Origin of the sequence: Caulobacter endophyticus, assembly GCF_029543245.1 — a bacterium.
Taxonomy (GTDB): domain Bacteria; phylum Pseudomonadota; class Alphaproteobacteria; order Caulobacterales; family Caulobacteraceae; genus Caulobacter; species Caulobacter endophyticus_A.
This window is the reverse complement of record NZ_JARQWV010000024.1, coordinates 41,739-57,619: the sequence shown is the minus strand read 5'-3', so window position 1 is coordinate 57,619 and position 15,881 is coordinate 41,739. Positions and strand designations below refer to the sequence as shown.

At 69.9% G+C, this 15,881-nt stretch carries 17 protein-coding genes and 1 pseudogene; 8 read left to right on the top strand and 10 right to left on the bottom strand.

Annotated elements, in window-relative coordinates; all coding sequences use genetic code 11:
* Window positions 1–133: 133 nt before the first annotated feature.
* Both P7A99_RS20440 and hisN read left to right on the top strand, forming a co-directional pair.
* On the top strand, window positions 134–526 hold the full coding sequence (locus tag P7A99_RS20440) for a helix-turn-helix domain-containing protein (protein ID WP_101715568.1): 393 nt from the start codon (window positions 134–136) through the stop codon (window positions 524–526).
* Window positions 527–578: 52 nt separating this feature from the next.
* A complete protein-coding gene (hisN, locus tag P7A99_RS20435; RefSeq protein WP_277795591.1) occupies window positions 579–1,418 on the top strand; it encodes a histidinol-phosphatase in 840 nt (279 codons plus the stop codon).
* 2 nt (window positions 1,419–1,420) lie between these two features.
* Here the strand turns inward: hisN and P7A99_RS20430 are convergent.
* The 6 genes and pseudogenes from P7A99_RS20430 to P7A99_RS20405 all read right to left on the bottom strand — a co-directional run.
* A pseudogene (locus tag P7A99_RS20430) lies at window positions 1,421–1,587 on the bottom strand (hypothetical protein); the annotation flags it as partial.
* On the bottom strand, window positions 1,584–2,543 hold the full coding sequence (locus tag P7A99_RS20425; protein ID WP_277795590.1) for an alpha/beta fold hydrolase: 960 nt from the start codon (window positions 2,541–2,543) through the stop codon (window positions 1,584–1,586). The pseudogene P7A99_RS20430 and the gene P7A99_RS20425, both read right to left, overlap by 4 nt.
* Before the next feature lie 3 nt (window positions 2,544–2,546).
* On the bottom strand, window positions 2,547–2,855 hold the full coding sequence (locus P7A99_RS20420; protein ID WP_101715565.1) for an SCP2 sterol-binding domain-containing protein: 309 nt from the start codon (window positions 2,853–2,855) through the stop codon (window positions 2,547–2,549).
* A gap of 109 nt (window positions 2,856–2,964) precedes the next feature.
* On the bottom strand, window positions 2,965–3,633 hold the full coding sequence (locus P7A99_RS20415; protein ID WP_277795589.1) for a hypothetical protein: 669 nt from the start codon (window positions 3,631–3,633) through the stop codon (window positions 2,965–2,967).
* Window positions 3,630–4,532 carry a class I SAM-dependent methyltransferase gene (locus tag P7A99_RS20410; protein WP_277795588.1) on the bottom strand — a complete coding sequence of 301 codons (903 nt, stop codon included), beginning with the start codon at window positions 4,530–4,532 and terminating at the stop codon, window positions 3,630–3,632. The genes P7A99_RS20415 and P7A99_RS20410 overlap by 4 nt, the downstream gene beginning before the upstream one ends.
* Window positions 4,533–4,646: 114 nt before the next feature.
* The gene (locus P7A99_RS20405; protein ID WP_277795587.1) at window positions 4,647–5,489 is read right to left on the bottom strand and encodes a class I SAM-dependent methyltransferase; all 843 of its coding nucleotides are present in this window, start codon (window positions 5,487–5,489) and stop codon (window positions 4,647–4,649) included.
* A gap of 285 nt (window positions 5,490–5,774) precedes the next feature.
* On the opposite strand from P7A99_RS20405, the gene P7A99_RS20400 reads away from it, so the two are divergent.
* The 5 genes from P7A99_RS20400 to P7A99_RS20380 all read left to right on the top strand — a co-directional run bounded on the left by P7A99_RS20400 (window position 5,775) and on the right by P7A99_RS20380 (window position 10,607).
* Window positions 5,775–6,233, top strand: coding sequence for an Hsp20 family protein (locus P7A99_RS20400; protein ID WP_277795586.1), 459 nt, complete (start codon window positions 5,775–5,777; stop codon window positions 6,231–6,233).
* Between the two features lie 178 nt (window positions 6,234–6,411).
* The gene (locus P7A99_RS20395; RefSeq protein WP_277795585.1) at window positions 6,412–7,137 is read left to right on the top strand and encodes a response regulator transcription factor; all 726 of its coding nucleotides are present in this window, start codon (window positions 6,412–6,414) and stop codon (window positions 7,135–7,137) included.
* Window positions 7,134–8,726: a sensor histidine kinase gene (locus tag P7A99_RS20390; protein WP_277795584.1), complete on the top strand. Its 1,593-nt coding sequence runs from the start codon at window positions 7,134–7,136 to the stop codon at window positions 8,724–8,726. Before P7A99_RS20395 ends, P7A99_RS20390 begins: the two co-directional genes overlap by 4 nt.
* Window positions 8,727–8,818: 92 nt before the next feature.
* Entirely contained in the window at window positions 8,819–9,019 is a 201-nt protein-coding gene (locus tag P7A99_RS20385) for a hypothetical protein (RefSeq protein ID WP_277795583.1), read from the top strand.
* Between the two features lie 73 nt (window positions 9,020–9,092).
* Window positions 9,093–10,607 carry a dipeptidyl-peptidase 3 family protein gene (locus P7A99_RS20380; RefSeq protein ID WP_277795582.1) on the top strand — a complete coding sequence of 505 codons (1,515 nt, stop codon included), beginning with the start codon at window positions 9,093–9,095 and terminating at the stop codon, window positions 10,605–10,607.
* Window positions 10,608–10,794: 187 nt separating this feature from the next.
* Here P7A99_RS20380 and P7A99_RS20375 read toward each other — a convergent pair whose 3' ends face one another.
* The gene (locus tag P7A99_RS20375) at window positions 10,795–12,003 is read right to left on the bottom strand and encodes a M24 family metallopeptidase (protein ID WP_277795581.1); all 1,209 of its coding nucleotides are present in this window, start codon (window positions 12,001–12,003) and stop codon (window positions 10,795–10,797) included.
* A 183-nt stretch (window positions 12,004–12,186) separates the two neighbouring features.
* Between P7A99_RS20375 and P7A99_RS20370 the strand changes: the two genes are divergently transcribed.
* On the top strand, window positions 12,187–12,828 hold the full coding sequence (locus P7A99_RS20370; protein WP_277795580.1) for a GntR family transcriptional regulator: 642 nt from the start codon (window positions 12,187–12,189) through the stop codon (window positions 12,826–12,828).
* Here P7A99_RS20370 and P7A99_RS20365 read toward each other — a convergent pair.
* Genes P7A99_RS20365 through P7A99_RS20355 form a run of 3 tightly spaced genes read right to left on the bottom strand, consistent with a single transcriptional unit; the run spans window position 12,825 to window position 15,875 of the window.
* Window positions 12,825–13,610 (bottom strand): ABC transporter ATP-binding protein, encoded by a 786-nt coding sequence (locus P7A99_RS20365; protein ID WP_277795579.1) that lies wholly within the window; start codon window positions 13,608–13,610, stop codon window positions 12,825–12,827. The two genes, P7A99_RS20370 and P7A99_RS20365, sit on opposite strands and share 4 nt — an antisense overlap.
* 14 nt (window positions 13,611–13,624) lie before the next feature.
* Window positions 13,625–14,557 carry a nitrate ABC transporter permease gene (ntrB, locus tag P7A99_RS20360; RefSeq protein ID WP_277795578.1) on the bottom strand — a complete coding sequence of 311 codons (933 nt, stop codon included), beginning with the start codon at window positions 14,555–14,557 and terminating at the stop codon, window positions 13,625–13,627.
* Between the two features lie 13 nt (window positions 14,558–14,570).
* Window positions 14,571–15,875 (bottom strand): CmpA/NrtA family ABC transporter substrate-binding protein, encoded by a 1,305-nt coding sequence (locus P7A99_RS20355; protein WP_431307695.1) that lies wholly within the window; start codon window positions 15,873–15,875, stop codon window positions 14,571–14,573.
* Window positions 15,876–15,881: the final 6 nt, after the last annotated feature.

Genomic DNA, 15,881 nt, shown 5'->3' with positions numbered 1-15,881 from the left:
GGAACTGTGGCGCCGTGGCCTCCAGACCTCATCGGGCGAGCGAGCTTCGCTTGGCGCGCGACTTGCGGCTGTCAGGGCAGACCGTTCCGTTTCGGGACGGGGGAAAAGCCATCGGGGGTCAAGGGTCCACATCATGGGCAACGACATCGACACTCACCTGGGCAAGCGCCTTCGCCGCCGTCGCCGGCTGCTCGGCCTGACCCAGCAGCAACTGGCCGGCGCCGTCGGCGTGCGCTTCCAGCAGATCCAGAAGTACGAATGCGGCGCCAACCGCATCTCGGCCGCCCGCCTGTGGCAGCTGTCCGAGGCGCTGGAAGTGCCGGTCGGCTACTTCTATGACGGCCTGTCGGCCATCGCGCGCGACACCGCGCCGACCGCCAGCAACGACTCCGAAGGCGGCGAGATGTTCGCCCGCAAGGAGACCATCGACCTGATCCGGGCCTACTACCTGCTGGGCGAGCGTCCGCGCCGCCGGCTGCTGGACCTGGCCAAGTCGCTGAACGGCGTCGAGCAGCTCGAAGCCTGAGCTGCTTTCGTGGAGTAGCGTCGTGGGCCAAGGCGGGCTAAAGCCTGCCCCCATGACGCTCTCCGCCGATCGCCTCGCCGCCCTCGACGCCTTTATCGTCGAGCTCAACAGCGCTTCTGCAGGAGCGATCCTGCCGCTGTTCCGGTCCGACCACGGGCTGGAGGACAAGGCCGCCGGCAAGAACCTGCCGCGCGACACTCACGCGGCGTTCGATCCCGTCACCGAGGCCGACCGTGGCGCCGAAGCGGCCATCCGCAAGCTGATCGCCGAGCGCTTTCCCGAGCACGGCGTGATCGGCGAGGAATATGGCGAGGACCGCCCGGACGCCGAGTTCGTCTGGGTGCTGGATCCCGTCGACGGCACGCGCGCCTTCATCTCCGGCCTGCCGCTGTGGACCACCCTGATCGGCCTGCGCCACCAGGGCCGTCCCGTTCTGGGCTCGATCGGCCAGCCCTATATCGGCGAGCTCTATGTCGGCTCGGCCGCCCTAGGCTCGCGCCTCATCGCCCACGGAGCTGAAAAGCCCCTGCGCGTGCGGCCCTGCGCCGTGCTGACCGACGCCATCATCGCCACCACCGATCCGGAAGCCTGCTTCGACGGCGCCGAGCTGGGCGCCTGGCGCCAGGTGCGCGCGGCGGCCAAGCTGGCCCGCCTGGGCTGCGACGCCTACGCCTACGCCATGGTCGCGGCCGGCACGATGGACATGGTCATCGAGGCGGGCCTGAAGAGCTGGGACGTCGAGGCCGCTATCCCCCTGATCGAAGGCGCCGGCGGCGTCGTCACCGACTGGCGCGGCGCACCGATCGGCCAGCATGGCGGCCAGATGGCCATCGCCGGCGACCAGCGCGTGCTGGACGAGGCGCTGGTGGCGCTGAAGCGCTCGGCGAAATGATTTCCTTCTCCCCTTGTGGGAGAAGGTGGCCTGCGAAGCAGGTCGGATGAGGGGTTGAAGACCAAGGCCGCTGCGAAAAGCAGTCCGGCCAGGCGATGCGGATAGGTCTGAGAGACCCCTCATCCGTCGCCTGCGGCGACACCTTCTCCCGCAAGGGGAGAAGGATCAGATCATGCCCACCGTCTCGTCGAACGCCGCCCAGAACCGGGCCCGGCGGTCGTCGGTCTCGATCAGGATCTCGTGGAAGGCGTCCTCGATCTCGATGTAGCGGCCCTTGGGGATGCGGGCGGCGATGGCCTTCTGGGCGGAGGTCAGGACGCGGGTGTCGACCCCGGCCCCGACGATGGTCACCGGGATGGTGATCGCCTCCACACCCTTGCTGCGAACCAGCCACTCGCAGGCGCTGAACGCGAAATCGGTCCAGCCCCAGGTGATGCCGCCCAGCGCGATATCGGGACAGGCGCGGATCTGGGCCTGGTGACGGGCGTAGCGGGCCGCGTCGTGGGTCAGGGCGTCCTGCGGGAAGACGTGCTTGAACGGGTCGCCGACGTCGCCCAGCACGTAGCCGCCGCGCAACGGCGTGCGCGCCGCCAACCAGGCCAGGGCGCGGGCCATGGCGGCCGGCTTGCCTCCGGTATTCAGCCCCAGCATCGGGGCCGACAGCACGCAGGCGGAAAACCGGGTTTCGCCGTGGGCCAGGACCAGGCTGGTCAGGCAGCCGCCCATCGAATGGCCCAGGGCTATCCAGGGCCTGGGCAGGCGCGTCTCGAAGGCCGCCAGCAGGGCCTGGTAGTCGCCGACGAAGTCGTGAAAGCCGGCCGCGTGGCCCTTCAGGCGATCGGGCAGAGCCCGGTGCGAAAGCCCCTGCCCTCGCCAGTCGTGCACCAGGACGACGAAGCCCCGCGCCAGCAGGTCGTCGACGACCTCGTAGTACTTCTCGATCGGCTCGCTGCGGCCCGGGCTGACCACCACCGAACCGCGCGGATCGCCCTTGGGCGAAAACTCTCTTGGGGAAAATAGGGCGGCGCGGAGGGTCGCCCCATCCGCGCCGGAAAACCATTCGGCCTGGCCGTGGTCGGGAACCGGCGCCTCGGGAATCGAGACCAGCGGCGCAGGTTCCCCCATGGCTTAGCGGAGCTTCGAGAACAGCGCCGCCATCTTGGACTGCAGCGCCATCGCCGCGCCCATGTCCGACAGCTTCAGCTTGCCGGTCATGACGGCCATGGTCGGGTCGAGCGAGCCGGCGCCGATGGCCAGGAAGTCTTCCTTCGACAGGGTCATGGTCAGGTCGGCCGGGCCGTCGTCGTTCGAGACCGAGCCGCCGTCGATGAGGATGACGCCTTCGCCCTTCAGGTCGAACTTCAGGCTCTTGCCCAGGCCGCTGTCGTCGCCAACGGCGGTTTTGATCTTGTCGGTGATTTCCTGCAACGTGGCCATAAACGCTGTCTCCCTCTTTTCTGCGCTTGAGCGTTCTGCGCGTGAAAACTTGGTGGGCACCCTGGCCGGAGCCGGGCCGCAAGTAAACACCGTTCAGACGCTCTCCACGCTATTTTTTGCTCTGGATGAAACCCACCCGCGCAGGAGTTCCGGACAGTCGCACGCGGGTCGCGCCCTTGAAGTCGGCCAGGCGAAGGATCGGCGTCTTGCCCGACAGCGGCAGCGGCTGGACCTTGCCGTCGGCGCCCACCACGACACCGCTCGCCGCGCCCGGAAAGCCAAAGCCGGTCATCTTGGGGGCCAGCATGGCCATGGGCCCGGCGGCCTTGCCGATGACGCCGTTGGTGGAATCGAGCACGGCCTTCAGCTCGGCCACCTCGTATTCGGCCGCCGGCTTGAGGACGGGCTCGATGATCAGGGTAGAGCCGAACTTGGCGTCGGCCGGAGCGTCGAACTCGACCTTCGAGCCGCCCTGCAACTGGGCCAGGGTCGGCAGGCGCTCGAAGCGGCCATCGCCGCCGATCGGCAGAGGCGTGCGCGCGCCGCCGGCCTCGACCAGGGTGGCCTTGAGGCCGGCCGCCGGCTTGCCGTCGCGCGACAGGGCGAAAGCGACCCGGGTTCGCGAGCGCTCCTGGGCCGGGACCTTCAGGAAGTTTTCCAGATAGCTGAAGACCTTGTCGGCCGGGGCCGTCTTGTTGGCCTGGGCCTGGGCGGCCGTACCAGCAACCAGCGTAAGGGCTACGGCCACCAGGACCCGGCGGGCGATGCGGGCGCTCACTTCGGCTTCACGAACTTGAGGGTCATGCGGTCGCTCTCCCCGATGGCGTCGTACTTGGCGTGGTCGAAGTCGGGCTCGGCCGGATCGCCGCGCGGCGCCGACAGGCGGGTCGGCGGCAGGGTCCAGACCCCGAACGGATGGTCCTTGGTGTCCTTGGGGTTGGCGTTGATCTCGCTTGATCCCGCCAGGACAAAGCCGGCCTCCTTGGCCAGTTGCTCGACATAGGCCTGCTGCACATAGCCGTCGGCGGCCAGCACGTCCTGCACGCGGCCGGGCTCGCCGCGATGCTCTTCGACGCCCAGGATTCCGCCGGGCTTCAGCGCCGCCAGGGCGTCCTTGAAGGCCTTTTCGGCGATGCCGCCGGCCATCCAGTTGTGCAGGTTGCGCAGGAACAGCACGCGATCGACGCTTCCGGCCGGCGCGACCGGACCGCTGTTGCGGCCGAAGGTGGTGATGTCGACCCTGCCGTAGAGCTTGGGCTTGGCCTCCAGCTTGCGGCGGAAAGCGGCGACCATGTCGGCGGCGGCGGGATCGGCCGGATCCGCCTCCAGCACGGCCTCATAGAGCTTGCCGCCGGTCGAGGCCAGGAACGGCGCCAGGATTTCGGTATACCAGCCGGCGCCGGGCCAGAACTCGACCACGGTCTGGCCGGGCTGGATCTCCCAGAACTCCAGGCTCTGCACCGGATGGCGCGAGGCGTCGCGGGCCTTGTCGGCGCTGCTGCGCCAGTCGCCGGCCACGGCGCCGGCCAGGGTGGACGCCCCGCCCTTGGCGGCGGCGGGCTTGGGCGCCTCGGCCTTGGCGGCCGGTTCGTCCTTCTTGCGGCCGCAGCCGACGAGGCCCGCCGCACCGGCGGCGACGAGCAGGCCGCGACGCGACCAGGAAGAGACTGGGTCCATCGATCCCCCGTTACGCATGGATCCCAGCCTAGACCGCGACCTTGTTCAAAACACGCCCGCGAAGCGCGGCCCTAGGGCCCCAAACACGCCCGTGGCGCTTCCCCCGAAGCGACCTCACGCCGGCTTCTTGAAGCGCAGGGTCATACGGTCGCTCTCGCCGATGGCGTCGTACTTGGCGCGATCGAAGTTCGGGTCGGCCGGCTGGCCCGACGGCGCGCTCTGACGGACGGGCGGCAGGGTCCAGACGCCGAAGGGGTGGTCCTTGGTGTCCTTCGGGTTGGCGTTGACCTCGGACTTGGCGTCCAGCTTGAAGCCGGCCTTCTCGGCAAGCGCCACGACGGTCGCGGTCGACAGATAGCCGTTGGCGCCCGCGCTCTTCTCGTCGGCGGGATCGGCGCGATGCTCCTCGACGGCCAGAACGCCGCCCGGCTTCAGCACGGCGAAGAAATCGGCGAACAGCTTGTCGGCCGTGCCGGGCTGGACCGTCCAGTTGTGGACGTTGCGGGCGGTCAGCACCAGATCGGCCGAGCCCGGCGCGCCCAGCGGCGCGGCGACCGGGCCGAAGTCGACGAACTTGACCTTGCCGTACTTGGCCTCGTCGGCGAAGCGGGCCTCGAAGGCCGCCCGGCCCTTGCGGGCGCCTTCCGACAGCTTGGGGTTGGCCAGGTCGGCGACGCCGGCGACGTAGGTTCCCTTGGTGGCCTTGGCGTAGGGCGCGAGGATCTCGGTCCAGTAGCCGCCGCCGGGCGAGACCTCGATCACGGTCTGGCCGGGCTTGAGCCCCCAGAACGCCAGGCTCTCGTAGGGATGGCGGGCGCCGTCGCGGGCGACGCTGGCCGGCGTGCGGTCGGGCGAGGCGACGGCCGCCTTCAGGGCGGCGTCGGCGGCCAGGGCGCCGGTGGTGGGAACAAGGGCCGCGGCGGCGGCCAGGATCAGCAGGTGGCGGCGGGCGGGCATGGTGTGTCTCCGTCGTCGTCGAGGTGACGGACCTTAACCTTGGGTGGCGGCCGATCAAGCGATTCCGGCCCGTCCGCCCCCTCGCCCGCCCACCTTGCCCAGGCGATGACCGACGCCGGCTGCATTCAAAAACGCCGCACCCCTTGAAGTCGAAAAACGACCTCCCAACTATTCAACCGAAGGCGCTGGCCAGCCGGGCCTTCCGGATCACAGACGACGCCGAAGTCGGGTCGTCGAAGGTTCGAACATGACTGCAACCTTGCTTGAAGAGAAGGTTCTACACTTATGCGTACTATCGACCTGTCGCCCCTGTACCGCTCGCTCGTCGGCTTCGACCGCCTGGCCGCGCAACTCGACGCCGCCGCCAAGACCGAAGCCGCCTCCGGCTATCCGCCCTACAACATCGAGCGCACCGACGAGAATTCCTACCGCATCGAGATCGCCGTCGCCGGCTTCAAGCCGGAAGAGCTGTCGATCGAGGCCAAGGAAGGCCTGCTGACCGTCTCGGGCCGCAAGGCGGCCAACGACGAGACCAAGCGCTACCTGCATCGCGGCCTCGCCGAGCGCAATTTCGACCGCCGCTTCCAGCTGGCCGACTACGTGGTGGTGACCGACGCGGCCCTGGCCGACGGCCTGCTGACCATCTCGCTGAAGCGTGAGCTGCCGGAAGCCCTCAAGCCCCGCACCATCCCGATCAGCACCGGCGCCGACACCGCCGTGATCGAAGGCGAAAAGGCCGCTTAAACCGCGACCGACCGTTTTTTTCTCTCTCTGACTTCCCCTCCGACTTTCGGGCGGCGCGATCTCGCGCCGCCCTTTTTTACGTCTGCACGGGATCTGCACGGCGCGGCCCGCAGGCTCTGCACGACGTGCGCCTATGCCCGCCGTTGACCCGAGGCGTCGCAAGCGGAACATCTGCGCCATGACTCAGCCGATCCTGATCGTCGACGACGAGCCGCATATCCGCGAGCTTCTGGCCTTCGCCCTGGGCAAGGCCGGCTACGCCACGGTCGAGGCCGCCGACGGCGAGGCGGCGCTGGAGGCGATCGCCGCCCACAAGCCGGCCTTGGTGGTGCTGGATATCAACATGCCGCGTCTGAACGGCCTGGACGTCTGCCGCCGCATCCGCGCCGAGGGCCAGCTGCCGGTGCTGCTGCTGTCGTCACGCGACGACGAGATCGACCGGGTGCTGGGCATCGAGCTGGGCGCCGACGACTACGTGGTCAAGCCGTTCAGCCCGCGCGAGGTGACGGCGAGGGTCAGCGCGATCCTGCGCCGCGCCGGCGCCGCCGCGTCGGTCGAGGAGCCCAAGCTGCTCAGCCACGGCCGCCTCAGCCTCGAGGCCGACGCCTGGCGAGCGGCCTGGGGCGGCGACGAGGCGACGCTGACCGTCACCGAGTTCGGCATCCTCTGGACCCTGGCCAGCGCTCCGCGCCGCGTCTTTACCCGCGACGCCATCATTGACCGTCTGCGCGGCCCGGGCTTCGCCCTGACCGACCGCACCATCGACAGCCACGTGCGCAACCTGCGGGCCAAGTTCGCCAAGCTGGGCGGCGCCGACGTCGTCGAGACCAAGCCGGGCATCGGCTATCGCCTGGGTCCCTGTCAGGGATCGGGCCAGGGCTCCGGCGAGAGCGCCGGGGCGTGATCACCGCGCTCACGAGCTTCAAGGACGCGATCAAGCGGCGCTGGCCGGCGCTGCGACTGCGCAGCATCCTGCTGGCGGTGCTGCTGTTCGCCGCCTGCATGCCGGCGATCGGCGGGGTGTTCCTGCGCAGCTACGAGAACACCCTGGTGCGCCAGACCGAGGCCGAGCTGGCCGCCCAGGGCGCGGCCCTGGCCGCCACCGCCGCAGCCCTGTGGCCTGGCGCGCCGCCGCCCGCCCCGGCGCTGCGCCCGGATCCCGAGAATCCCTACTACTATCGCCCCGAGCGTCCGAGCATCGACCTGTCGGCCGCCCGGATCCTGCCCGAGCGCCCGTCCCCCGCGCCGAGCGCGACACCGCCGCAGGCGGAGGCCGCCGCCGCCGCCGCCCGCCTGGACCACATCTTCGCCGACACCACCCGCAGCACCCTGGCCGCCATCGTCCTGACCGACGCGCAAGGACGCGTGGTGCGCGGCCTGGGCGCGGGCGGCGACCTGTCGGCCCTGCCCGAGGTGCGCGAGGCCCTGGCGGGTCGGCCCGAGACCGTGCTGCGCCGCAACGGCCAGTACCGCCAGCGCTCGATCTGGGAGCTGTTCAGCCGGGCCTCGGCCGTGCGCCTGCACCACGCCCGCCCCGTCGAGGTCGGCGGCAGGACGGTGGGGGTGCTGCTGCTGTCGCGTTCGCCGCGCGGCCTGTTCAAGGGCCTGCACGAGGATCGCGGCAAGCTGCTGCTGGGCGCCGGCGTCATACTGGTGGTGCTGTTCGGCCTTGCGGGCCTGGTCTCGCGCGGGGTGACCCGGCCGATCGAGCAGCTCAGCGCGGCCACCCGGGCCATGGCTACCGGCCGGGGCGAACCGCCCGAGACCCCGCGCACCGCCGCCGTCGAGATTCAGGCGCTGTACGACGACTTCCGGGCCATGTCCGCAGCGATCGACAGGCGCTCGCGCTATCTGCGCGACTTCGCCGCCGCGCTGAGCCACGAGTTCAAGACGCCGCTGGCCGGGGTGCGCGGCGCCATCGAGCTGCTGCAGGACCATTACCCCACCATGAGCCAGGCCGAGCGCGAGCGCTTTCTCGCGAACATCGCCGCCGACAACGCCCGGCTGTCGGCCCTGGTCGGGCGGCTCCTGGAACTGGCCCGCGCCGACATGGCCACGCCCGAGGCCGGGGTCGCCGCAGCCCCCGCCGCCGCCGCCAAGACCGTGGCCGCGGCCCTGTCGACGCCCGTCTTCGCGGTGACCACAAACCTGCCCGCCGACCTGCCGCCGGTCGCAGCCCCGCTGGCCATGATCGAAACCGTGCTGACCGTGCTGGTCGAGAACAGCCGTCAGGCCGGCGCCGGCAAGGTGGCGATCAGCGGTCATGATCGCGGCCGGACCGTCGTTCTGGTGGTCGCCGACGACGGACCGGGGGTGCCGCAGGCCGACGCCGCCCGACTGTTCGAGCCGTTCTTCACCACGCGCCGGGCCGAAGGCGGGACCGGCCTTGGCCTGTCGATCGCCCGCTCGCTGGCCCGCGCCCATGGCGGCGACGCAGCCTATGTCGCCGACCATGGCGGCGCGCGCTTTACCCTGTCGCTGCCGACGGCCTGAGCGTCTGCACGAAATCTCCACACGGGGTCCATCAGGGCGCTGCACGCCAGCCGTAGGGTGTTGATCACGCCTTCCCGGCCAGGAGATTTTCCATGCTGACCGCCGCCCCGCCCGCCTCCGACTGCCAGGTCGAACTCGACATCGCCGCCGGCCGCTGCACCTGGAGCGTCACCCGTCCCGACGGCATGCAGCTGTCCGGCCAGGCCGAGGACCCGACCTTCGCCCGCAACCAGAGCCACCTGGCCGCGGTGATGCTGGACGCCTTCGCCTCCCTGAAGCGGCGGCGCTTCTAGCTGCGCCTCGTCTTCGCCCCAAGGCGGGTGTAAGCGAAGGCCTCGCTTCATCCGCAAGGGCCACACCTCTTCCATGCGCGCGCTTCTCTCCCTCGCCCTGACGCTCGGCGTCTCGGCCGCCGCCCTCTCCGCTCCCATCGCCGTGCAGGCCGCGCCGCCGGAGAACTACGCGACCATCCGCATGAAGACCGACACCGCCTTCCTCAGCCCTGAGGAACGCAAGGTGGTGAACCTGCTGATCCAGGCCGCCGACCAGATGACGGCCATCTACGCCAAGCAGATGGTCGCCCAGGGCGGCCCCGACGGCCCCGGCCACGGCTTCTATCCCGCCGGCCTGACCAAGGCGCAGCTGGAGGCCTATCTGGCCGCCCATCCCGACCAGAAGGCCGCGCTGATGGACACCTACACGGTGGTCCGCCGCGACGGCGACAAGCTGGTCGCCGTGCCGTTCTCGGTCGCCTACGAGCCCGAACTGACCAAGGCCGCCGCCCTGCTGGACGAAGCCGCCCAGATCACCACCAACGCCAGCCTCAAGAAGTTCCTGACCCTTCGCGCCCAGTCGTTCCGCACCAACGACTACTTCCAGTCGGAAATGGCCTGGATGGACCTGGAGGGCACGCCCATCGAGGTGGCGATCGGCCCGTACGAGACCTACACCGACGAGTTGATGGGCCAGAAGGCCGCCTTCGAGGCCTTCGTCACCCTGAAGAACCCGGACGAGAGCAGCGCGCTCGACAAGTACAAGGCCTATCTGCGCGACATGGAGGCCAACCTGCCGGTGGCCGACGCCTACAAGAACTTCAAGCGCGGCGGGGCCTCGCCGATCGCCGTGGCCGAGCAGATCCGCGGCGGCGGCGACAATCTGCACGGCCCGCAGACCGTGGCCTTCAATCTGCCCAACGACGAGCGCGTGCGCGAGGCCAAGGGCGCCAAGAAGGTGATCCTGTCCAACGTGCTGGCCGCCAAGTACGAGGGCATCCTCAAGCCGATCGCCAGCCGCGTGCTGGTCGCCGACCAGGCCGCCCTGGTCAGCCAGAAGTACATGACGCTGGAGACCCTGTTCCACGAGCTGTCGCACAGCCTGGGCCCGGGCTCGATCGTCGTCGACGGCCGCGCCACCACCGTTTCGGCCGAGCTGAAGGACATCGGCGGCACCGCCGAGGAGGCCAAGGCCGACGTCATGGGCGCCTGGAACATCCTGTTCATGATGGACAAGGGCGAAATCCCGACCGCCGAGCGCCCGCAGCTTTTCGCCACCTACCTGGCCGGCATCTTCCGCGCCGCCCGCTGGGGCGACGAGGAGGCCCATGGCCGAGGTGCGGCGCTGCAGTACGGCTACCTCAAGGCCAAGGGCGCCTTCGTCTATGACCCGGCCCTGAAGCGCTTCCGCGTCGACAACGCCAGGATGGAGGCCGGCATGCGCGACCTGGTGGCCGATATCGTCAAGCTGCAAGGCGACGGCGACTATGCCGGCATGGTCGCCTTCTTCGACCGCTACGCCCATCTGGACGACGAGGCCCGCGGCGTGATCGCCACGCTGAAGGACATCCCGGTGGATATCGCGCCGGTCTATCCGGACAAGGTGTGAGATAGAAGGGTGCTCCCCCTGAAGGGGGAGCTGTCGCCCCCGGGGTACGGCCAAAGGCCGGCCCGAGGATAAACTCCGCCGACTGCGGGGGAAGGGACTGCGGCGTCGGCGGATGAACTGACCTCATCAGATACTTCCCCCTCCGGCCCTTCGGGCCACCTCCCCCTTCGGGGGGAGGATCTGTGGCCTACCCCTTCAGCCCGAACGGATCGTCGATCGAGGGCGACGGCGGCGTGAACCAGGCCGCGCCGGTTTCCGTGACGTACATGTGGTCCTCCAGCCGCACGCCGAAGCGGCCGGGGATCACGATCATCGGCTCGTTGGAAAAGCACATGCCCGGGGCCAGCGGCGTGGCGTCGCCGCGCACGAGGTAGGGCCCCTCGTGGATCGACAGGCCGATGCCGTGGCCGGTGCGGTGCGGCAGGCCCGGCAGGGCGTAGTCGGGACCCAGGCCGTGGCGCTCCAGCACCTGGCGGGCGACGGCGTCGATGGTCTCGCACGGCAAGCCCGGACGGACGGCGGCGAAGGCGGCGGCTTGCGCCTCGTGCTCGATCTCCCAAATCCGGCGATGCTCGGCCGACGGCGTTCCGAACACATAGGTGCGGGTGATGTCGGCCTGGTATCCCTCGACCTGGCAGCCGGTGTCGATCAGCACCAGGTCGCCGTCGGCCAGTTCCTGGTCGCCCGGCAGGCCGTGGGGATAGGCCGTGGCCTCGCCGAACTGCACGGCGCAGAAGGTCGAGCCGCCGCCGCTGGCCGCGCGGTGGGCCTCGTCGATGAAGCGCTTGACCTCGCTGGCCCGCACGCCAGGGGCCAGCACCGCGCCGGCGCGGCGATGAACGTCCAGCGTGATCGCCTTGGCGTAGCGCAGCAGGGCCAACTCAGCCTGCGACTTCACGCCCCGGCAACCGTCGACCACCGCCCCTGCGTCCTTCACCGACAGCGACGGCGCGGTCTCGCGCAGGGCCGAGAACAGCGAGAAAGGCGCAGCCGGGTCGAGGGCCAGCACATCGGCGCCCAGCTCCGCCAGCGACCGGCCGACCAGGGCGGCGGGGCTCTCGTGCTCCTGCCAGAGGCGGATCTCGACCTCGACCTTCAGATCGGCCTGCAGCGAGCCCAGCTCGAAGGCGGGGCAGATCATCACCGGCGCGCCGGTCACCGGCAGCAGCAGCGCGACCAGGCGCTCGGTCGCCCCCCACGGCACGCCGGTGAAATAGCGCAGCGAGGCGCCGGCCCCGATCAGCAGGGCGTCTGCGCCAAGGGCGCGGGTCAGCCTCCTCGCCTTCTCCAGACGCGCCGCGTACTCGGCCGCGCCGATGGCCGGCGGCCGGCCGGCGCGCGGCGAGAGGCCGGCCAGCTCGGCGGCCATGGTCGATCCGCCCACGCCCAGGGTCATGTGGTGTTCCTCGTCATTCCGTGACGACCGGCGCGCGCCGGTCGATGTCGGATACAGGATCGGCGGATTCGCCCGCGTTCCGCGGCCCGAACATGACCGAGGTTTTAATCCGGATCGTCCGATATTCTGCTATATGGACCTTCTCGACGCGGGGGCGTCGATCAGGGGCCCAGTTCACAGCGCATGAGTATTGTCGTCCGCACTCTGTCCGACCAGACCTACGAGATCGTGCGACGGAGAATCCTCACGGGCGACATGCCGCCGGGAACGGCGGTGCGGCAGGACACCATCGCCGCCGAGCTGGGCGTCTCGAAGATCCCGCTGCGCGAGGCCTTGAGCCGGCTGGAAAAGGACGGCCTGCTGAGCTCCTACCCCAACAAGGGCTACGTGGTGCGCCAGGCCTCGACCGAGGAGGCCAGCGAGGTCTTCGCCCTGCGCCTGAAGCTGGAGCCCGGCGCGGCGGCCGAGGCCGCCCTGAAGGCAGGCCCCGAAGACCATGCCTGGGCCGAGACCGCGCTGGCGGCGCTGGAAGCCGAGCTGGGCAAGCCCGACGGCGACCACGTGACCTGCAACCGCGCCTTCCACATGGCCCTGGTCCGTCCCGGCGGACACATCACCAGCCAACTCGTCGAGCGCTTGCAGATCCTGTCGGAACGCTATGTGCGCATCCACCTGGAGCCGCTGGGCCGCAACGAACGCGCCAGCCGCGAACACCGCATCATCCTCAACGCATGGAAGGCCGGCGACGCTGCGCTGGTCGAGGCGCTGATCGCCGAGCACATCGAGGGCACGCTGGCCGACCTGCGCCAGCAGCTTGCCGCCTAGGCCGCCTTTCTAGCGTAGAGGAACTCGATCACCGCCGCCCGGGCGTGGACGTATGAGGCGTCCTCCGCCACCGCCAGGCGGTCGCGCGGCCTGGCCAGATCCACCGGCCGCACCTCGCCGATCGTGGCGCGCGGACCGTTGGTCATCATCACGATGCGGTCCGACAGCAGCACCGCCTCGTCGACGTCGTGGGTGACCATCAGGACGGTGTTGTTGAGGCCTGCCTGGATCTCCATCACGCTGTCCTGAAGGTGGGCGCGGGTCAGGGCGTCCAGCGCCCCGAACGGCTCGTCCAGCAGCAGCACCTTGGGCTGCATGGCCAGCGCCCGGGCGATGCCGACCCGCTGCTTCATGCCGCCGGAGATCTCGGACGGCCGCTTGTCGATGGCGTGGGTCATCTTGACGAGGTCGAGGTTGTGCAGCGTCCAGTCGCGGCGCTCGGCGGCGGATTTCTTGCCGGCGAACACCTTGTCGACCGCCAGCTGCACGTTCTCGCGCACCGACAGCCACGGCAGCAGCGAGTGGTTCTGGAACACCACCGCCCGCTCGGGCCCCGGCGCGCTGACAGCCTCGCGGTCGAGGATCACCGCCCCGGTGCTGGCTGGCACGAGGCCCGCCACCACGTTCAGCAGGGTGGACTTGCCGCAGCCCGAATGGCCGATGATCGAGACGAACTCGCCCTTGGCCACCTGAAGCTCGACGCCGCGCAGCACTTCGGAAGCGCCCGCGCCATGCCCGAAGGTGACGCCCAGGTTCTCGATGGAGAGATAGGCCTTGCCCATGATGGTTGTCCTTCTCAAGCGGCCGCGTTGCCGCGGGAGACGATGCGGCCCAGCAGGGCGACGATGCGGTCCAGGGCGAAGCCCGTCAGGCCCACCCACGCCAGGGCCACGACGATGTCGGAGATGCGCGAGGCGTTGTACTGGTCCCAGATGAAGAAGCCGACGCCGACGCCGCCCAGCAGCATCTCGGAGGCGACGATGGCCAGCCAGCTCATCCCCACCCCGATGCGCAGGCCCGTGAAGATGTAGGGCGTGGTCGAGGGCAGCAGGATCTTGAAGAAGTACTCGATCGGCGAAAGCCGCAGCACGCGGGCGACGTTGCGATAGTCCTCGGGGATGTTCCTCACGCCGACGGCTGTGTTGATGATGATCGGCCAGATCGAGGTGACGAAGATCACGAACAGGGCCGAGGGGTTGGCCTCGTGGAAGGCCGCCAGCGAGATCGGCAGCCAGGCCAGGGGCGGCACTGTGCGCAGCACCTGGAAGATCGGATCCAGCCCCCGATGCGCCCAGCGGTTGGCGCCGATCAGCACGCCCAGGCCCACGCCGACCACCGCCGAGATCGAGAAGCCGACCGCGACGCGCTTGAGGCTGGTCAGCACGTGCCAGAACAGGCCCTTGTCGACCCCGCCGCGGTCGTAGAACGGATCGACGATCAGTTCCTTCGACTCCAGCCAGATCCGCGAGGGCGATGGCAGGCCTTCATAGGAGTCTCCGCAAAGCCCCTGCCACAGCGCCATCACCACAAGCAGGGTCAGGACCGGCGGGACGACGGCGGCGGCGAGCGCCCCCGCCTTGCGACCGAGGCCGGCCGCTCCGGGGATCTTCGGAGCGGCCGGCGCGGCCGCCGTCGCCGACTCCGTTGCCGGCGAGGCGACCGCAACCTGGGCCTTCACAGGAGCCGCGACAGGCGCGGCCTCGGCGAAGTCGGGCTTGGGATAGGTCATGGGGATACCCTCCTCAGACGAGCTTCTTGATGGGCTGGCTGGCGAGGTAGGCGCCCGGATTGGCCGGATCGAACACCTTGCCGTCGAAGAACCGCTCGGGGCCGCGGCTGTCGCCGGCCGGGCCGCTTTGGCCGATGGACTTGGCGGCGGCGCGCCAGATGTCGGCGCGGTTGACCTTGTTGACGAGGGCCTGCTTGTTGACCCCCTGCCCGATCACGCCCCAGCGGATGTTCTCGGTGACGAACCACAGGTCGTGCGACTTGAAGGGGAAGCTGGCGTTGTCGGCCCAGAACTTCATGACGTGGGGCGAGCCTGTGACCTTGCGGCCATCGCCGTAGTCGATGACGCCCTGCTGGCGGGGCAGGATGTCGCCCATCGGCACGTTGATGTACTGCCGGCCCGAGACGATCGAGCACATGGCCGCCTTGTTGCCCGGCTTGTCGCACCACATCTGGGCCTCGAGCACGGCGGCGGTCAGGGCCTGGGCCGCGCGCGGATAGCGGTCGACCCAGTCGGCCCGCATGCCCAGCGCCTTCTCCGGATGGTTCATCCACAGCTCGCTGGTGGTGGTGGCGGTGTAGCCGATGCGCTGGTTGACGGTCTGGCCGTTCCACGGCTCGCCCACGCAGAAGGCGTCCTGGGTGCCGGCCTTGAGGTTGGCCACCATCTGCGGCGGCGGGATGACGATGGTCGAGACGTCGACGTCCGGATTGATGCCCGCCGCGGCCAGCCAGTAGCGGACCCACAGGTCGTGAGTGCCGCCCCGGAAGGTCATGGCCACCTTGGCGATGTTGCCCGAGGCCTTCAGCTGGGCGAACTTGGCCTTGGCCCCGGCGGCGCTCAGGCCCACCTTCACGGCCTTCAGGTCGTTGCCGACCGAGATCGCCTGGCCGTTGGTGTTGAGCCTGGCCAGCACGTACATCGGCAGCGGCTTGCCGCCGGTCTGGACGCCGAGGGTGAACTGCAGCGGCATGGGCGAGAGGATGTGCGCGCCGTCGATGCCGCCGCCGCCCGAGCCCAGCACCAGGTTGTCGCGCGTGGCGGCCCACGAGGCCTGCTTGACCACCTCGACATCGGGCAGGCCGTGCTTGGCGAAGAAGCCCCGCTCCTTGGCGATGATCAGCGGCGAGCTGTCGGTCAGGGCGATGAAGCCCAGGCGCGCCTTGGCGGTCTCGGGGCCCGCGCCGGCGGCATGGGCCCCGGCCGGGAACGCAGCCTTGACGGCGGCCATGGTGGCGGCGGCCCCGATCAGGGCGGTGCGCCGAGAAACGCTCATGGAGACGCCCTGCTGGAGAGCGGTCTTGTCGGTCTTGGTCATGATCGG